This window comes from Geomonas sp. (assembly GCF_056994735.1).
Map to the genome: position 1 here is coordinate 1 of NZ_JBXKJL010000241.1, position 15,232 is coordinate 15,232.

Sequence of the window (15,232 nt, forward strand, 5' to 3'; positions counted from 1 at the left end):
CACACCGCTTCGCTTTTCCCCGGGAGCGCAGCCATCCGGGAGAGCGGGCGCTGGGCAGCCGAGGTTTTCCTGCCGGAGCAGGAGATGTATAGGGTGACCGTGACACCGACACTGTTGAATAGGGCAGCTGTCGTGGCTTTCCTTGTCTCGGGGAGTGCGAAGGCAGACATCCTCCACCGCGTCCTGGAAGGTGACCGGGATACTCAGCAGTTCCCGGCCCAGTTGATCCGCCCCGTCGAAGGTAAGCTCCTTTGGCTCGTGGACCGCGAGGCCGCGAGTCTGTTGTCGAAAGATCACATCGACTGCGGAACGAGTTGAGAGCAGTGCCACTCGGGCCCTGAAAGGTCCTCCATGACCTACGACGAACTCAAAGCCGCTTTGAAGGTCTTTGATCTCGGTGACCGCGCTACCTTGAGAGAGATCAAGAGCCGCCACCGGAGCCTGGTGAAGCGGTACCATCCCGATGCCGGCTTGGCTTCTGACCCATCTGAAATACGCAGGGTGAACACCGCCTACCGGGTGCTGCTGGAGTATGTCGCAGACTACCGCTTTTCCTTTGCCGAAGACGAATTCTATGAGCAGAACCCGGATGAGCGTCTGCGCCGTCAGTTTCTGGATGAGGCTCTCTGGGGCACTGGCAGGAGTTAGTGCTGTGTCAGTTCAACAATGGGTTGAGTCGCTCCTGCAATTGTGCTGTCGTGAAGATATGCTAAGGTATATGCACTACTGTCAAAGGAGGGCGTGATGCTTAACTGCGAGATTGCCATGAGGGCCGCCGAGACTATTTTAGAAGCCGCTCTAAAAGGGGGACAACCGAGCCAGTCCCAGTATCGACGCTGCATCGATCTTTTGAAGGTGGGGCTGGAAGAGGTCACTCGACCCCATATCGCATGGGGACGCGGGAATATCCAGGTCATCAGGGAGCAGTGGCCGGAGGAGAAATGTGCTCATGCCCTGGATTACGTCCGTCACGAACTGGTGGCACGCTCGGCCGAGGCGGGCGAAAACATCCTGGAGGACCTGCTGGCGAAATACGAAAAGGCTCATCCAAAGTAGCGGCGGATCTGGTGGAAGGTTGGATTCGTTCGGCGGGGTGATCTTTCATACTGGGATCACCCTTCTTGCTGCCGTAGAGAAACCGGACTTTGCCTCAGGCCCGGGCCAACGACGTCCCGGTGCAACTTTTCCGACTTCTGCCCAGCCATCCCCCATCGGCATTTCTTCCCACCGGCTCATTCGCTGGACGAACTTCTTATCGGACTGGACCTGCCTTCGCTTCGGGTGGGGGAGCATCAGGCCGGAGTGGCGCATCGGGTGGCGTATAATCCGGAGGTGTCGCATCGGGCGGGGGTGCTCCATCAGGCGGGGGTGCTCCATCGGGCGGGGGTGCCGCATCGGGCTGAGGTGCCGCGTCGGGCGGGGATGTCGCATCGGGCGGGGGAGACTGGGGGACAGCATCCTCATATGTCGGACGCACGGATTCGCAGTTGGAGGTGCAGTTCTTCACTCCCTGCGTGCAACTCGCTTCCTTCTCGGTCCGTTCTGCGGGTTCCGAAGCCTCGGGCTCACTCATGCAGGCAGCATAGTCATCGGTGCAGCGTCCTTTGCAGTCGGAGTATTCGTCAGCCAGTAAAGGCTGCGTCTGAAGAAGGATCAATTGACTCAGCGCAAGCAGCAGAGAAATTTTTCTGTACATCGCCACCTCCCTTTCCCGCACTTCTTAGACCTCAAGCCTAACAGCTATTCTTTCCGTCTCAAGGCCTCCATATTGAATGCCGGAGCTAGTGGTTTTTAGACAACCCGCAGCGGTACCTCTACACATGATGGAGGAAAAGGCCCTAAACCGTCAATAGATTGTCGGGTGGCCCTAAAGTAGCGGAAAAGTGCAAAAAAATTGGTGCACTGACGTACTTTGTGAATCCATGCGGCTTCGCAATCCACATTTCGGTGGAAAACGCTGTGGATAACTTTGGCCTCTTTCCCCGTATCTGCCGTGACGGCGTATGATTTTACCTTTTTGCATATTTTTTAGGCAGATCGGGGTGTGGATTTCTTTGGCCGGTGAGAGGGTGTTGCCGTCGCTCGAAATTGCAACTTCGAGGAACTATGCTAGTAGTTCCTAATTGCTGCGATAGTGCAGGAATGGGTGGAGGGTCCCACAACGGAGGAAGAGATGGAAGAGAAGAGCTGTGATCTTGCCTCGAGGCATTGCAGGCCGTGTGAAGGCGGGACCCCGCCAATGGGATCGGAGGAGGTCGAGCGCTACCTGGCTGGACTCCCGGGGTGGGAGCTGTCAGGGACGGTAATCCGGAAGAGCTACGAGTTCAAGAATTACTATCAGACCATTGCCTTCGTTAACGCCGTGGCTTGGATGGCGCACAGTCAGGGACACCACCCCGACCTGGAAGTCTCCTATCGGTCCTGCCGTGTGAGTTATGTGACTCATGCCATAGGAGGACTCTCCGAAAACGACTTCATCTGCGCGGCGAAAGTCGACGCACTCATGGGATAGGAGCCGTTTTCCGGCAGTGACAAAGAGAAGAGGAGGAGCCTATGCAAGACTGGAACGTGGTTGTAAGCGTCCATGATGATGCCTATAACAGTGCGAGGAAGCTCCTTGAACGCTTTGGTACCGTCAGCAAGACCGATTTTTACAATATACTCGCCATGCGGGTGCCTGATCCTCGCCAGTTCATGGAAAAGCTGCGGGAGGAGGGCGAGCAGGATCCGCAGCACGTCTCTCCCCTGGCGAGGGTGATGCCGGTTTATCTGACCTTCACCTTCCAGTCTCCGCCCGAATTCGAGGACAAGGCCAGGCAGGCGGTGACGACCTGGATACCGAGCCTAGGCGCGAAGAGCTTCCATGTGCGGATGCACCGCCGCGGGTTCAAGGGAAAGCTGTCGGGGATGGAGGAAGAGAAGTTCCTGGATATCTACCTGCTGGATGCGCTGGAGCTGGCCGGCGAGAAGGGGCGGATCACCTTCGATGATCCCGATGCCATCCTGGCCATAGAAACCATAGGCCCCCGCGCGGGTCTCTCCCTGTGGACCCGCGAGGACCTCCAGCGCTATCCGCTGCTGCATCTCGATTGATCCCGCCGGCTCAGGCCGCGGCATCGTCCTTTGCAGCAGGTGCCGGATAGGTGATTTCGGTGCCGTGAACCTCGGCCATCGGGGAAAGCGTGTGAGGCTTTGCGGTAGATATGGAAAAGATATCGACGACTTCGATCCCCCGTACGAGAAGGGCGTCGGCGATCAGCGAACGGTGGCAGCGCCAGGGAACCGCTTCGGCGCAGATTATGGCGGTCGTCCTGCTCCCGGCTATGCGGATCAGGGTCTCGATCGCCACTTTGAAGTCGGGTGTCTGCATGTAATCGGCGAAGCCGCGGAAGGAGGCGTTGTGCCAGCCGTCGTTGCGGCTCTCCCCCTTCACGTGACGGCGCAATCCCCCCAGTTCCGGGACGTGCAGGTACTTGATCCGGCGGACCCGGAGGAACGGGCTCAGGCTCTCCTTGTTGAACTGCGGGTTGTGCAGCGAGCGCGGGATGGTCCTCACGTCCACCACCGCCCCGATCCCGTAGTGTTTCAGCAGCTCCAGAAACTGCTCGGTGCCGAGGGTGGAATGCCCCAAGGTATAAACCTTCACCCCATCCAGGCTGTTCGCGGTAATGTTTTCCGACATGACAACCCCCTTCTCCTCCGAGGCCGGAGCAGTTCCCGCCTTGCCTCTGCGGCAACTGCCAAGGGTATTGTAACTCCAATGCCGCCTTCCAAGGGAGAATTCGCGCAGCAATAAAAAAGCCCCCATCGCTGGGGGCTTTAATGTTTTTATGCTGACGCCCTTTCCTAGGCCGCTTCGGCCCTCACGGAAAGCATGTGCCGCTTCATCTTGTCCATGTCGGCGCCTTCAAAGTTGAAGTTGGATCCGTGGTCCTTCATCATCTGCACGAAGGCGCTCATCATGTACTTCCGCTTGAATCCGTCCTCCATGTTGACGATCTCCAGCATCTTGTTGCTGTAGAACTGCATGTAGCATCTCCCCAGCGCCTGTGTGATCTCGTCCATGGTCATCTCGTAGGGCTCGATGATCGGGGTCACCAAGTTGTACTGCGAATAGTCGAAGACCCTGATGCGGTCCCTCATCTCCTTGTGGATCGGGGTGAAGGGCATAGGCGTCACCACCGGGAAGACGGCGATGTCGGGATTCAGGTAGATGGCTGAGTCGATGGTGTCCTGGATGGAATCCCAGGTTTCGTGCGGGAAGCCGATCATGAAGGAGGCTTCGCTGACGATGCCGGCCTCGCGCAGCAGGTCGAGGGCCTCCTTGTTCTGCTGGAAGCTGGTTCCCTTGTTGAGGCTGTTGAGGACGTCCTTGTCGGCGCTCTCCGCCCCGAGGTAGACGTGGATGATGCCGGCCTCTCGGTACTTGTGGAGGATGTCGCGGTCCCTGATGATGTCCTCCACCCTGGTCTCGATCAGCAGGTGCATCCCCAGCTTGTGTTCGATCAGCAGGTCCAGGAGTAATTCCCAGCGCTCCCTGATCTTGGTCGGGTAGGCGTCGATCAGGGTGATGAAGCGGATGTCGTAGGTGTCGCGCAGGTGGATCATCTCCTCGATGACGTTCTCGGGCTTGCGGCAGCGCCAGTCCTCGCGCCAGAACATCCTCTGGCTGCAGAAGGCGCAGTCCATGTCGCAGCCGCGGGAGGTCAGGATGGAGGCCATCCTGCCGTAAGGCTCGACCAGGTACTGGTAGTCGTTCCACTCCAGCAGGTGCCAGGCCGGCTTGAGCGCGTCCAGGTTGTCGATGTGCGGCTGCCTTGCCGTCGCCACCACCTTGCCGTCTTCACGGTAGGCTATCCCTTTCTGGCTCCTGGCGCTCCCTTGCACGATGCCGGCGAGGAGCTCCTTCAGGGTGTGCTCCCCCTCGCCGCAGATGATGAAGTCGACCAGGTTGGACGGGTCATCCAGGATCTCTTCGTACATGAAGGTCGGATGCGGCCCCCCCAGCAGCGTGGTGATCGCGGGGTCCACCTCCTTGGCGATGTTGAGGATCTTGAGCCCATCCGGCACCGTGGCGGTGCTGATGGCACCGGTAACGGGAAGATAGTCGAGGGTCATCACGTAGTCGGGTCGATAGCTTTCGATCTCGGCCCTGATATGGTCGAAGGAGAGTCCCTTGTTCATGGCATCGAATATCCTGGCCTCGTGCCCCGTCTCCAGTGCCGCACCGGCCAGGTAGGCCAGATGCAGAGGGGGCCAGGTCCCCACCACCTGTACACCCCAGCAGTGGTATGGAGCGGTAACAAAAAGGATCTTGCTCATCAGTCTCTCCCGTTGGTTCGTTTCTTCGACCGGTGACCGGTGACCGGAACTCTCCCAGCATATCATTAAAACACGCGGGACACATTACCAATTAAAGATAAAGGATTGTTAAGGGGAATGTAAAGATTTGATGAAGATTGGGGGGCTCAGGCGGGGAGAGTGAACCAGACGCTGGTGCCGTTGTCGTTGCTCGACGCGCCGACGCTGCCACCGTGCGCCTCGATCAGCTCCTTGACTATGGCCAGGCCGATCCCGGCTCCGCCTGCGTCGCGGGAGCGCGAGCGGTCGGCCCGGAAGAACCTCTCGAAGAGGAAGGGGATGTCCTTTTCCGCGATGACGGCACCGGTGTTGGTGAAGGTGGCGGTGATCACTTCGGCGCCCTTGGTGGTGGAAACGGTGACTACGCCTCCGCGCGGGGTGTACTTCCAGGCGTTGTCGGCGAGGTTGCGGATGGCTTGCAGCAGCTTGTCGCGGTCTGCCGTCAGCACCTCGGTTCCCTCCTCCAGGCGCCAGAGGACCTCGATTTCCTTCTCCTGGAAATTGGGGCGGTAAAGCTCCATGATCTGCCTGAGCAACTCGTGCAGGGAGATCTCCTGGCGGTCCAGGTACGATTTGGCGGCATCGGCCCGGGCCAGTTGCTGGAGGTCCTCCACCAGGTTGACCAGGCGCAGCACCTCCTGCTCCAGCATCCTGAAGGTCTCGCTGCTCGGGGGGATCACCGAATCGCTCAAGCCCTCGAGGTAGCCGCGCAGGTTGGTGAGCGGGGTGCGCAGTTCGTGCGCGATGTCCGACACCATGTTCTTGCGCAGTTTCTCGACCTTCTCCAGCTTCTCCGCCATGTCGTTGAAGGCCTCGACCAGCTGCCTCACCTCGTAGCTCGATTCGGCCTTGACGCGCTCGGAGTAGTTCCCGTCGGCGACCTGCCTGGTCACGGCAGTTATCTCCAGCAGTGGGCGGAGGACCCAGCGGGTCAAGAGGTAGGTGAGGAGGAGGGTCAGGGCCAGGGCCGACACGCCCCCCCAGACCATCTGGTGGTGGATCTGCGAGAGGAAGATGGCGTGGGCTTCCGCGGGTGCGACGTGGTAGCGCTCCACCAGCAGACGGTAGTACTCGGCGGCCTTGCGGTCGATCCCCCGCCACACGAAGAGGGCTATCACGGCGAAGACCGGGACTATGTGGCCGACCAGCAGCTTCCAGAGGAGACGCTGCCTCATGCCCTTATCTTTCAAGAAGATATTCATTGCGAGAGATCTTCGTCGCTGAACCGGTAACCGTGGCCTCGCACGGTCAGGATGAAGCGGGGCCTGGCCGGGTCATCCTCGATCTTTTGCCTGAGCTTCCCTATGTGCACGTCGATCACCCGGTCGATCACCGCCTCGCCGTGGCGGTAGCAATGGTTGAGGAGCTCGTCCCGCGAAAAGGACTTTCCAGGCGCGCTCATCAGCGCGTGCAGGATCTTGTATTCCGACGAGGTGAGCATGACCGGACGCCCCCCCCTGGTCAGCCGGTGCTTCTCCGGGTCGAGCTCGAGGCCGTCGAAGGAGAGGACGGCAGCGGGGCGGGGGGGGGCGGGCTTGCTGCGGCGCAGTATCGCCTTGACCCGCTCCACCAGTTCACGCGGGCTGAACGGCTTCACCACGTAGTCGTCGGCGCCCATGGCCAGTCCGGCCACCCGGTCCACCTCCTCCTCCCGGGCGGTCAGCATCAGGATCGGCACCTCCGAACTCTTGCGGAGCTCCCGGCAGATCTCCCAGCCGTCCATCCTGGGGAGCATGACGTCGAGAATGACGAAGGCGGGATGACAGGACGAGGCCGCCGCGAGGGCCTTGTCTCCTTCGTGGACAAGCACCGTCGAAAAGCCCTCACGCTCAAGATAGGTGGCAACCAGGGCGGCGGTATTGTGGTCGTCCTCGACTATCAGAATGGTGTCGCGATCGCTCGTCATGGTCAATCGTTTCTCCGTCTCCAGGCTCCTGCAGCGAAGGGCCGGGCTGAAGCATACAAAAAAAGCCCTCAATGGTGAGAGCCCGGTGGGGAAGAGGCGTTTTTGAATGGCGGAAGCACATGGGAATCGAACCCACCAGGGAAGTTTCTCACCCCCCTCACCGGTTTTGAAGACCGGGCGGCCCACCAGCGACCGAGGTGCTTCCATACGAGAAGTAAGAGATTTTTAAATCATCCGCCGTTCCAAGTCAATGGAAAATTCCCCCCTCCACTCTTTGCCGGTGAGAGTGTTGTCATAAGTAACCTCTTCGACATCCTCCTTGCCTCATTATTCCTGTCTCTATGGTGACTTCCCTGGTATCGGCATTACCTGCCCCACCCTTGACAAAACATGCTATTTTCGTTATAGCTTGGCAGTCGCATAACCAGTCACAGAGGGGGATCAATGATTCTGCTGGCCAATATACTCTTCGCCCTGGCAAAGATTGTCGAGCTGGCAAGCGGGCTGCTGACCATTTACAAATACATCCTCCTGGCCAGCGTCGTCATCTCCTGGGTCAATGCCGACCCCTACAACCCCATCGTCAACTTCATCTACCGTGTCACCGAGCCTGTTTTGCGACGGGTCCGCCGCTATATGCCCGACACGGGAGCCATAGATATCTCGCCCCTGGTGGTCTTCGCCCTCATCTATCTCGTGCAGATCATCGTCTTTGATACGGCCTACACCTACCTCATCATGTTCAGCTCCCAATTGAAAGGCCAGGTGTTATGAAAATCACCCCGATGGATATCCAGCAGCAGCAGTTCAAGGGGAAGATGTTCGGGGGGCTCGATGCCGAGGATGTCGATGAATTCCTGCAGTCGATCGCCTCGGAGATGGAGGAGCTGCTCCGGGAAAACACCGACCTCAAGGAGCGCCTGGCCCGCAACGCCACGGTCATGGCGGAGATGGAGAGCCGCGACGCCCAGCTCCGCGAGACCATGCTGGCGGCCCAGCGCATCGTCGAGGATATGAAGACCAACGCCCAGAAGGAGGCCAGGCTCCTGGTCTCGGAGGCCGAGCTCAAGGCGGAGCGGGTGGTGGCGGAGGCCGAGAAGAAGCTGATCGAGCTCAACAATCAGATCCAGGAGCTCAGGAGAAGCAAGGTCCAGTTCGAGTCCGGCTTCAGGAGCCTCCTCGATACCTACACCAGACTTTTGGCCGTGGGCGATGAGTGAGGCTTTGCTGCGGGTAACGGAGACCCCTGAGGGTATCGTCTTCACCGTTCATGTACAGCCCCGGGCCTCGCGCTGCGAGATCTGCGGTCCCAAGGACGGAGAACTGAGGCTGCGACTGACCTCGCCTCCGGTTGATGACGCGGCCAACAAGCAGTGCGTGGAGCTGATCGCCAAGAGCCTGGGAGTGGCGAAATCCAGGGTCAGCATCAAGTCCGGCGCCAAGTCGAGGCACAAGGTGGTAAAAGTGGAAGGGGTGAACCCGGGTTCGCTCCTTTCCTTATTTAAAGGAGAGTGAGGATTTCATGAAGGCTAGAGACATTATGGTAACGGACGTCCCCGCCATTTCCGTAAGAACTTCAGTGGCTGAGGCAGTCCGGACGATGAAGGCCAACTTCGGCGACGAGAGCTTCATGAACGCGGCGCCGGGACTGATCGTGCTGAACGAAAGGGGAAGCCTCGCCGGCATCCTCACCCCGCTGAGCATCATTTCCGCGCTGATGGAGGGTGCGGCGGCGGGCCCGTCCGATGCCGGTTTCTTCGCCTCGCTGTGCGACCGGATCAAGGACGTCCCCATCTCGGACATCATGGAGCACCAGCCCATCTCCGTCACCCAGGACGCCAATGTGGCCGACATCGCCGATCTCTTCATGAAACACCGCTTCCAGCGCGTGCCGGTGGTCGACGGCAAGAAGGTGGTCGGCATCATCTACCGCTCCCGCCTTCTCTTCGCCATGACCAAAAGCCTGGATGTTGCCCCTTGACAAAAGCCGGGAGGGCTACTTATATTAGACCTGCTACCACGCTCTGCAGGTAGCTGCGTCATAGCCTAACAGGAGGTAGTAAAAGCAATGCCACTTTACGAGTACCAGTGCAAAAGCTGCAACAACACCTTTGAGTTGCGTCAGAAGTTTTCCGATCCGCCCGCTTCCGAGTGCCCCTCGTGCGGTGGCGAGGTCGAAAAGCTGATCTCCCAGTCCGGGTTCGCCCTGAAGGGAGGCGGGTGGTACGGCGACGGCTATGGCTCGAAACCGGCAGCGCCCTCCTGCCCGTCGGGCGGAAAATGCTCCGGCTGCCCGTCGGCGGCCTGACAAACAAAAACAGATCCGAAAAAAGTGCCCCCGGCAACGGGGGTCTTTTTTTTTAGCCTGTCTCTAAAGCTCTTTACAAAGTCCGCGGCGTTACTTATTATTTCTCCATTAAAACGAATCCGTAGTGCAAAAATTAGTTTCGGCAGGGTTAACAGGCGAAGCGCACGGAGCCCACGGTTCCCTTTCGCGTCCCGCCTGGCAGGCCTTCTCTTCCTGCCATGCTGAACTGTTTTGCCGGGGAAAAGAGGGGAGCAAGGAATGGCAAAGATTATCGACGGCAAGGCCATCGCAGCCAAAATCCGCGGTGAGATCAAGGCCGAGACCGCGAGTCTCAAGGATCAGGGGGTAGTCCCCGGGCTGGCGGTCGTGCTGGTCGGGGAGGATCCCGCCAGCAAGGTTTATGTTTCCATGAAGGAGAAGGCCTGCGCCGACGTCGGCATCTTCTCCGACGAGTACAAACTTCCGGCCGAGACCACCGAGGGCGAGCTGCTGGCCCTCATTGGAAAGCTGAACGCCAACCCGAAGATCAACGGCATCCTGGTGCAGCTGCCGCTTCCCAAGCAGATCAACACCGACAAGATCCTGGAGGCCATTTCGCCCGAGAAGGACGCTGACGGCTTCCACCCCTACAACGTGGGACGGCTGGTGATCGGCAAGCCCCTCTTCCAGCCCTGCACCCCTTACGGCGTGATGGTGATGCTCAAGGAAGCGGGGGTCGACCTGTCGGGCAAGGAGGTGGTGGTGGTCGGCCGCTCCAACATAGTCGGCAAGCCCGTGGCCTTCATGTGCCTGCAGCAAAATGCCACCGTGACCCTTTGCCATTCCAAGACCCGTGACCTGGCTGCCAAGGTCGGTCAGGCCGATGTCGTCATTGCCGCGGTCGGGGTCCCCGAGATGATCAAGGGAGCCTGGATCAAGGAAGGCGCCGTAGTCATCGACGTCGGCGTCAACCGGGTGGGCGAGAAGAAGCTGGTAGGAGATGTGGAATACGCCGCGGCCAGCGAGCGCGCCTCGGCCATCACCCCCGTTCCCGGCGGGGTAGGGCCGATGACCATCACCATGCTGCTGTACAATACCGTGGAGTCGGCCAAGAGAAGGGTGAAGAAGTAGCGACTCTTCCCGCGAGGGAGCTGAAGTTTTTTGATCGAATGGAGGGTGGGACAACCTGATTAGGCTCTTCGGCCGGCGTCGTGGCAGCTTCAATGCCGGTCGCCGGCTGAAGAAGCGTAGAAGGAGGCCACACCATGCGAGTCAAGAAGGCCGTTTTCCCGGTGGCAGGTCTGGGAACCAGGTTCCTTCCGGCGACCAAGTCGACTCCCAAGGAGATGCTGCCGCTGATAGACAAGCCCCTCGTGCAGTACGTGGTCGAGGAAGCGGTGGCCTCCGGCATCAAGCAGATACTCTTCGTGACCGGTCGCGGCAAGAGGGCCATCGAGGATCACTTCGATATCGCCTTCGAGCTGGAATCGATGCTCTATGACAAAGGAAAGGACCTGGAACTGCACCAGGTGCGCGAGATCGCGGAGATGGCGAACATCTTCTTCGTGAGGCAGAAGGAGGCCCTGGGACTTGGTCATGCCATCCTCTGCGCCAGGGAGTTCATCGGCGACGAGCCCTTCGCCGTCCTCCTCGGCGACGACATCATCGACGCGCCGAAACCGTGTCTTTCCCAGCTCCTCGAGGTCTACGAGAGTTACCGGGCGCCGGTGCTGGCCCTGGAGCAGGTGCCGATGGAGAACATCTCCGCCTACGGCTGCGTGCGTGCCAACCATCTCGAAGGGGCCGCCTTCGAGGTGCTGGACCTGGTGGAGAAGCCACCCAGGGAGGAGGCGCCGTCCGACCTGGCCATTATCGGGCGCTACATCCTCACCCCCGGGATCTTCCCCATCCTGGAGTTCCAGGAGCCCGGGAAGGGGGGGGAGATCCAGCTGACCGATGCCATCAGGAAACTGGCCAAGGAGGAGTCGATCTACGGCTGCAAGTTCGACGGGGTGCACCACGACTGCGGAGACAAACTGGGATTTCTGAAGGCCACCGTGGATATGGCGCTGAAGAGGCAGGAGTTCAACGGCGAGTTCACCGACTTTCTCAGGAAGAGACTGGGATACTAGTGAAGCCGGCCGCTGCCGTTGCCATAATGGAAGAAGGCGATGAGTTTGAAGCTTTCGCTCGTGTACCCCCTGGGGAAGGAGCCGATCGGCCCGATGGTCCTCAGGGTCCGCATAACCTCGTTGTCCAGAATGTCACTCCCCGAACTCTCCAGAAGCTCCACGTGAACAATCTCGCCCCTTCTGTTGAAGGTTATCCTCACCGGCGTCGTCCCCTCCTGGCCGCGCATGAGGGCTTCACGGGGGTACTGCCAGACGCCGTAGATGGCCGTTTCCAGTCGCCTCAGGAAGGAGCCGAAGCGGATGTCGTCGGTGTTGAGGAAACTGGTGTCCCCATCCTCGAGTTCTGCCGCGTATTTCTTCCGGTAGCTGTCTTCGAGGCGTGCCAGCCTGTTCGCGCTGGGGAAGAGCCTGGGCGCGCTCCTCTCCGCGGACCTGGGCTTCAAAATACCTTCGCCGCGCGCCACCGGTTCGGAGCCTCCCTTTTCCAGCGGGACCGGTTCCGCCTTCCGGGCAGGGGTAGTGGCCTGGGGGATGCGGGTCTCCGCCGGTCTGGCCGGTGCCGTCGCCCTCGGTGTGGGAGCCGGCCTCTCGCTTTGATGTGCTGGCCTGGGGGCCGGTTCCCTCGCTACCCGCTGGCGCTGGTCTGCGAATCGGTCGACTAGGGATTTTCGCGGCGGCTCCGGCCGCGTTGACGGCAGCGGCAGCGTTTTCGGCACCTCACGACGAGGCATCTCCGGCTCGGGGCGCGGCTTCTCCGGCTTTGGCGGGGGCGCCGGCAGGTCGGTCAGGTCGACCATGGTCGTCTGTTCCGCGCCCTTTGGCTTCTCAGCCGGGATCAAGGGGATGATTTTATAGACGGCTAGATGCAGCAGGAGTGACAGGGCCAGCAGCCAGAGGAAGTTTTTTTCGACGTATCTATTGGACATGTATCTCCACCCGGAGACGGGTGACTTTTTCTGACAATAGTAAGGGTGTGGCCGGGAAAAAGCAACAGGTTCATGAGATTATAGCATTCCCTGGGCCGTCGCACGAACGGCCGTGTCCCAGAGGGTAGGGGGCGGGTGGGCCGGCATCACTCATACTGCGCTCTTTTGATTTAGGTCAACTTATTTTCCGAATAGTCAGGTAGGCTGAAGGCACTAAAATAACCGAGGTTCCCATGCTGGTAGTCGTATGCGTAAAGCAAGTTCCCGATACCACCCAGGTACAGATCGATCCCGTCACCAATACCCTCATTCGTGAGGGCGTTCCTTTCATAGTCAACCCTTATGACACCCACGCCATAGAAGAGGGTCTGAGGCTCAAGGACCGCTTCGGCTTCCGGGTGGCCGCCATCTCCATGGGCCCCCCGAATGCTGAGGCCACCCTGAGGAAGGCGCTGGCGCTGGGCGTGGACCGGGCCGTCCTTCTTTCCGATCGGGTCTTCGGCGGCGCCGACACCCTGGCCACCAGCAAGGTCCTCTCCGCCGCCATCGAGCGCCTGGCGAAGGACGAAGAGGTCGGGGTGGTTATCTGCGGGAAGCAGACCATCGACGGCGACACCGCCCAGGTCGGACCCGGGATAGCGACGCGTCTCGATTTTGCCCAGCTCACCCTGGTGGACCGTGTGGAGGACCTGGATCCGGCGGCGCGCAAGATCCGGGTGAGAAGGAAGCTTGAGGGGAGGCACGAAGAGGTCGAGGCCCCCTTGCCGGCGCTCCTCACCGTGGTGCGCGAGCTGAACCGGCCGCGCTACCCGACCGTTCCCATGCGTCTGGCCTCTGCGGACGCCCGGGTCGAGGTCTGGGACAACAAGACCCTCCAGCTCGACGTGAACACCATCGGCCTCAAGGGCTCCCCCACCTGGGTAAGCAGGATCTTTTCCCCCGAGAGGGCTCAAGGCGAGGTCTTAGGCGACGGCGCCCACGACCCCGAAGGGGCAGCGGACCTGCTGATCCACAAGCTGCTGGAGAAGGACCTGCTGGCGTTTTAAAGGCGTGAAAGGTGAAAGGTGAAAGGTGAACTGCCTGGTTCGCTCTTGACCTGGACCAGATACCGCGAAGTTGGATAGACAATTTTTATAGCTGGCGTGATGGCCATGGGAAGAAGGCGTTTCTATTCACCTTTCACCATTCACCATTCACGCTTCTAAAGGATTTGAAATGACTGACGCTGTCAAACCACCGAAAAAACCGCGCGGCAAGGCCGAATTGCTGGCAGGGAAATGCATCGCCTGCGGAGCCCGCTGCCAGAGCGCCTGCCCCGTCGATGCAATCCAGATGAACGAGGCGGGCGAACCGATTATCGATGCCTCCCGCTGCATAGGATGCGTGAAGTGCGTGAAGGTCTGCCCGGTACAGGCGTTGGAGATGGCTTTCACCGCCGAGGAAAAGCGCATCCTCGATGAACTGGCGAAGGGGGCTGCCCAGACCGGCGAGGCGCCGGAGGAAGACCCCGAGGAGGCTGCGCTGCGCAGGCGCCTGGCCGCCTACACCGGCGTCTGGGTCTTCGTGGAGCAGACCGCGGGCGAGGCCGCCAAGGTCTCGTGGGAGCTCCTGGGCAAGGGGAAGGAGCTGGCCCTCGCCCGCAACTGCGAGCTCGCTGCCGTGGTCATGGGGGAAGGGGTGGAGGAACTCTGCAGGCAAGCCATCGGCTACGGCGCCCAGAAGGTCTACCTGGTCGACGCACCCGTGCTGCGCCACTACCGGACCGAGGCCTACCAGCGCAGCGTCTGCGCCCTGGTCGAGAAGTACCGGCCGGAGGTGATCCTGATGGGCGCCACCGGCCTGGGGCGCGACCTGGCCGGGGTGGTCGCTACCGAGCTCGCCACCGGCCTCACCGCCGACTGCACCGGGCTCTCCATAGACGGCAAGGGTAACCTGATGCAGACCCGGCCGGCCTTCGGCGGTAACATCATGGCCACCATCGTCTGCGACAAGTTCCGCCCCCAGATGTCCACGGTCCGGCCGCACGTGATGCCTATGCCGGCCTTCGACCCGGCAGCCAAGGGTGAAATCATACGGGAGCAGGCGCCGGTGACCGAGGAGGAGATCCCGGTCAAGGTGCTGAAGATCATGATGGACCACGGCAACGGGGCCGACGTCGACATCTCCGGGGCAGAATTCATCGTCTCGGGTGGCCGCGGCCTGATGGCCAAGGAGAACTTCGCCATGCTGCACGAGCTGGCCGAGGTGCTGGGCGGGGTCGTCGGCGCCTCCAGGAGTGCGGTCGACGCGGGATGGATGCCGCCAGACCGGCAGGTGGGTCAGACCGGAAAGACGGTGCGCCCGAAGGTGTACATCGCCTGCGGCATCTCCGGTGCCATCCAGCACCTGGTTGGGATGCAGGACTCCGACGTGGTCATCGCCATCAACCGCGATCCCGAGGCCCCCATCTTCCAGGTCGCCACCTACGGGATCGTCGGCGACATCTTCAAGATCATTCCGGCCCTGACCTCGAAGCTGAAAGCGCTGAAGGCGGCCAGGACGGCGTAAGCCACGGTTCCACGGGGCGGCGTTGCCCGCCTCCCCCCACCCGTGCCTGCGGGCTGAAGCGCCCTTCGGCGCC

Annotated in this window: 19 protein-coding genes and 1 tRNA gene; 14 read left to right on the plus strand and 6 right to left on the minus strand. The window is 60.6% G+C overall.

Going from position 1 to position 15,232, the window contains the following annotated elements:
* From AC11W3_RS10565 to AC11W3_RS10585, 5 genes are all read left to right on the plus strand, one after another.
* A partial coding sequence (locus AC11W3_RS10565; protein ID WP_484092980.1) for a 6-phosphogluconolactonase occupies nt 1–318 on the plus strand: 318 nt, incomplete at its 5' end.
* A 33-nt stretch (nt 319–351) separates the two neighbouring features.
* Nucleotides 352–648 carry a J domain-containing protein gene (locus tag AC11W3_RS10570; RefSeq protein WP_484092981.1) on the plus strand — a complete coding sequence of 99 codons (297 nt, stop codon included), beginning with the start codon at nt 352–354 and terminating at the stop codon, nt 646–648.
* 96 nt (nt 649–744) lie between these two features.
* Entirely contained in the window at nt 745–1,056 is a 312-nt protein-coding gene (locus tag AC11W3_RS10575; protein ID WP_484092190.1) for a hypothetical protein, read from the plus strand.
* A 1,117-nt stretch (nt 1,057–2,173) separates the two neighbouring features.
* Nucleotides 2,174–2,512 (plus strand): 4a-hydroxytetrahydrobiopterin dehydratase, encoded by a 339-nt coding sequence (locus AC11W3_RS10580; protein ID WP_484092192.1) that lies wholly within the window; start codon nt 2,174–2,176, stop codon nt 2,510–2,512.
* A gap of 41 nt (nt 2,513–2,553) precedes the next feature.
* Nucleotides 2,554–3,093 (plus strand): THUMP domain-containing protein, encoded by a 540-nt coding sequence (locus tag AC11W3_RS10585; protein WP_484092193.1) that lies wholly within the window; start codon nt 2,554–2,556, stop codon nt 3,091–3,093.
* A 10-nt stretch (nt 3,094–3,103) separates the two neighbouring features.
* Here AC11W3_RS10585 and AC11W3_RS10590 read toward each other — a convergent pair whose 3' ends face one another.
* The 5 genes from AC11W3_RS10590 to AC11W3_RS10610 form a co-directional block, all read right to left on the minus strand.
* Entirely contained in the window at nt 3,104–3,682 is a 579-nt protein-coding gene (locus AC11W3_RS10590) for a DUF488 domain-containing protein (protein WP_484092194.1), read from the minus strand.
* 164 nt (nt 3,683–3,846) lie between these two features.
* Nucleotides 3,847–5,322 carry a radical SAM protein gene (locus tag AC11W3_RS10595; protein ID WP_484092195.1) on the minus strand — a complete coding sequence of 492 codons (1,476 nt, stop codon included), beginning with the start codon at nt 5,320–5,322 and terminating at the stop codon, nt 3,847–3,849.
* Nucleotides 5,323–5,468: 146 nt separating this feature from the next.
* Nucleotides 5,469–6,536 carry a sensor histidine kinase gene (locus AC11W3_RS10600; protein WP_484092196.1) on the minus strand — a complete coding sequence of 356 codons (1,068 nt, stop codon included), beginning with the start codon at nt 6,534–6,536 and terminating at the stop codon, nt 5,469–5,471.
* A gap of 23 nt (nt 6,537–6,559) precedes the next feature.
* Nucleotides 6,560–7,267, minus strand: a complete 708-nt coding sequence (locus tag AC11W3_RS10605; protein ID WP_484092986.1) for a response regulator — start codon at nt 7,265–7,267, stop codon at nt 6,560–6,562.
* A gap of 107 nt (nt 7,268–7,374) precedes the next feature.
* A tRNA-Sec gene (locus tag AC11W3_RS10610) sits at nt 7,375–7,472 on the minus strand.
* 239 nt (nt 7,473–7,711) lie between these two features.
* Between AC11W3_RS10610 and AC11W3_RS10615 the strand changes: the two genes are divergently transcribed.
* From AC11W3_RS10615 to galU, 7 genes are all read left to right on the plus strand, one after another.
* Nucleotides 7,712–8,041 (plus strand): YggT family protein, encoded by a 330-nt coding sequence (locus AC11W3_RS10615; RefSeq protein ID WP_484092197.1) that lies wholly within the window; start codon nt 7,712–7,714, stop codon nt 8,039–8,041.
* On the plus strand, nt 8,038–8,487 hold the full coding sequence (locus AC11W3_RS10620; RefSeq protein WP_484092982.1) for a DivIVA domain-containing protein: 450 nt from the start codon (nt 8,038–8,040) through the stop codon (nt 8,485–8,487). The genes AC11W3_RS10615 and AC11W3_RS10620 overlap by 4 nt, the downstream gene beginning before the upstream one ends.
* A complete protein-coding gene (locus AC11W3_RS10625) occupies nt 8,480–8,782 on the plus strand; it encodes a DUF167 domain-containing protein (RefSeq protein WP_484092199.1) in 303 nt (100 codons plus the stop codon). Before AC11W3_RS10620 ends, AC11W3_RS10625 begins: the two co-directional genes overlap by 8 nt.
* Before the next feature lie 7 nt (nt 8,783–8,789).
* Entirely contained in the window at nt 8,790–9,248 is a 459-nt protein-coding gene (locus AC11W3_RS10630) for a CBS domain-containing protein (protein WP_484092200.1), read from the plus strand.
* A gap of 87 nt (nt 9,249–9,335) precedes the next feature.
* Nucleotides 9,336–9,575: an FmdB family zinc ribbon protein gene (locus AC11W3_RS10635; RefSeq protein WP_484092201.1), complete on the plus strand. Its 240-nt coding sequence runs from the start codon at nt 9,336–9,338 to the stop codon at nt 9,573–9,575.
* 258 nt (nt 9,576–9,833) lie between these two features.
* Entirely contained in the window at nt 9,834–10,685 is an 852-nt protein-coding gene (gene folD / locus AC11W3_RS10640) for a bifunctional methylenetetrahydrofolate dehydrogenase/methenyltetrahydrofolate cyclohydrolase FolD (protein ID WP_484092202.1), read from the plus strand.
* Nucleotides 10,686–10,819: 134 nt separating this feature from the next.
* Nucleotides 10,820–11,686: a UTP--glucose-1-phosphate uridylyltransferase GalU gene (gene galU, locus AC11W3_RS10645; protein ID WP_484092203.1), complete on the plus strand. Its 867-nt coding sequence runs from the start codon at nt 10,820–10,822 to the stop codon at nt 11,684–11,686.
* Here galU and AC11W3_RS10650 read toward each other — a convergent pair.
* On the minus strand, nt 11,683–12,612 hold the full coding sequence (locus tag AC11W3_RS10650) for an energy transducer TonB (protein ID WP_484092204.1): 930 nt from the start codon (nt 12,610–12,612) through the stop codon (nt 11,683–11,685). The genes galU and AC11W3_RS10650 overlap by 4 nt on opposite strands.
* Before the next feature lie 233 nt (nt 12,613–12,845).
* Between AC11W3_RS10650 and AC11W3_RS10655 the strand changes: the two genes are divergently transcribed.
* Nucleotides 12,846–13,658, plus strand: coding sequence for an electron transfer flavoprotein subunit beta/FixA family protein (locus tag AC11W3_RS10655; protein WP_484092205.1), 813 nt, complete (start codon nt 12,846–12,848; stop codon nt 13,656–13,658).
* A gap of 169 nt (nt 13,659–13,827) precedes the next feature.
* A complete protein-coding gene (locus AC11W3_RS10660) occupies nt 13,828–15,159 on the plus strand; it encodes an FAD-binding protein (protein WP_484092206.1) in 1,332 nt (443 codons plus the stop codon).
* Nucleotides 15,160–15,232: the final 73 nt, after the last annotated feature.

Coding starts and splice junctions, on each gene's coding strand:
- AC11W3_RS10595 (WP_484092195.1), bottom strand. CDS start 5,322: ATGAGCAAGATCCTTTTTGTTACCGCTCCATACCACTGCTGGGGTGTA.
- AC11W3_RS10620 (WP_484092982.1), top strand. CDS start 8,038: ATGAAAATCACCCCGATGGATATCCAGCAGCAGCAGTTCAAGGGGAAG.
- AC11W3_RS10660 (WP_484092206.1), top strand. CDS start 13,828: ATGACTGACGCTGTCAAACCACCGAAAAAACCGCGCGGCAAGGCCGAA.
- AC11W3_RS10655 (WP_484092205.1), top strand. CDS start 12,846: ATGCTGGTAGTCGTATGCGTAAAGCAAGTTCCCGATACCACCCAGGTA.
- AC11W3_RS10570 (WP_484092981.1), top strand. CDS start 352: ATGACCTACGACGAACTCAAAGCCGCTTTGAAGGTCTTTGATCTCGGT.
- galU (WP_484092203.1), top strand. CDS start 10,820: ATGCGAGTCAAGAAGGCCGTTTTCCCGGTGGCAGGTCTGGGAACCAGG.
- AC11W3_RS10575 (WP_484092190.1), top strand. CDS start 745: ATGCTTAACTGCGAGATTGCCATGAGGGCCGCCGAGACTATTTTAGAA.
- AC11W3_RS10590 (WP_484092194.1), bottom strand. CDS start 3,682: ATGTCGGAAAACATTACCGCGAACAGCCTGGATGGGGTGAAGGTTTAT.
- AC11W3_RS10630 (WP_484092200.1), top strand. CDS start 8,790: ATGAAGGCTAGAGACATTATGGTAACGGACGTCCCCGCCATTTCCGTA.
- AC11W3_RS10580 (WP_484092192.1), top strand. CDS start 2,174: ATGGAAGAGAAGAGCTGTGATCTTGCCTCGAGGCATTGCAGGCCGTGT.
- AC11W3_RS10635 (WP_484092201.1), top strand. CDS start 9,336: ATGCCACTTTACGAGTACCAGTGCAAAAGCTGCAACAACACCTTTGAG.
- AC11W3_RS10615 (WP_484092197.1), top strand. CDS start 7,712: ATGATTCTGCTGGCCAATATACTCTTCGCCCTGGCAAAGATTGTCGAG.
- AC11W3_RS10600 (WP_484092196.1), bottom strand. CDS start 6,536: ATGAGGCAGCGTCTCCTCTGGAAGCTGCTGGTCGGCCACATAGTCCCG.
- AC11W3_RS10650 (WP_484092204.1), bottom strand. CDS start 12,612: ATGTCCAATAGATACGTCGAAAAAAACTTCCTCTGGCTGCTGGCCCTG.
- AC11W3_RS10585 (WP_484092193.1), top strand. CDS start 2,554: ATGCAAGACTGGAACGTGGTTGTAAGCGTCCATGATGATGCCTATAAC.
- AC11W3_RS10605 (WP_484092986.1), bottom strand. CDS start 7,267: ATGACGAGCGATCGCGACACCATTCTGATAGTCGAGGACGACCACAAT.
- folD (WP_484092202.1), top strand. CDS start 9,834: ATGGCAAAGATTATCGACGGCAAGGCCATCGCAGCCAAAATCCGCGGT.
- AC11W3_RS10625 (WP_484092199.1), top strand. CDS start 8,480: ATGAGTGAGGCTTTGCTGCGGGTAACGGAGACCCCTGAGGGTATCGTC.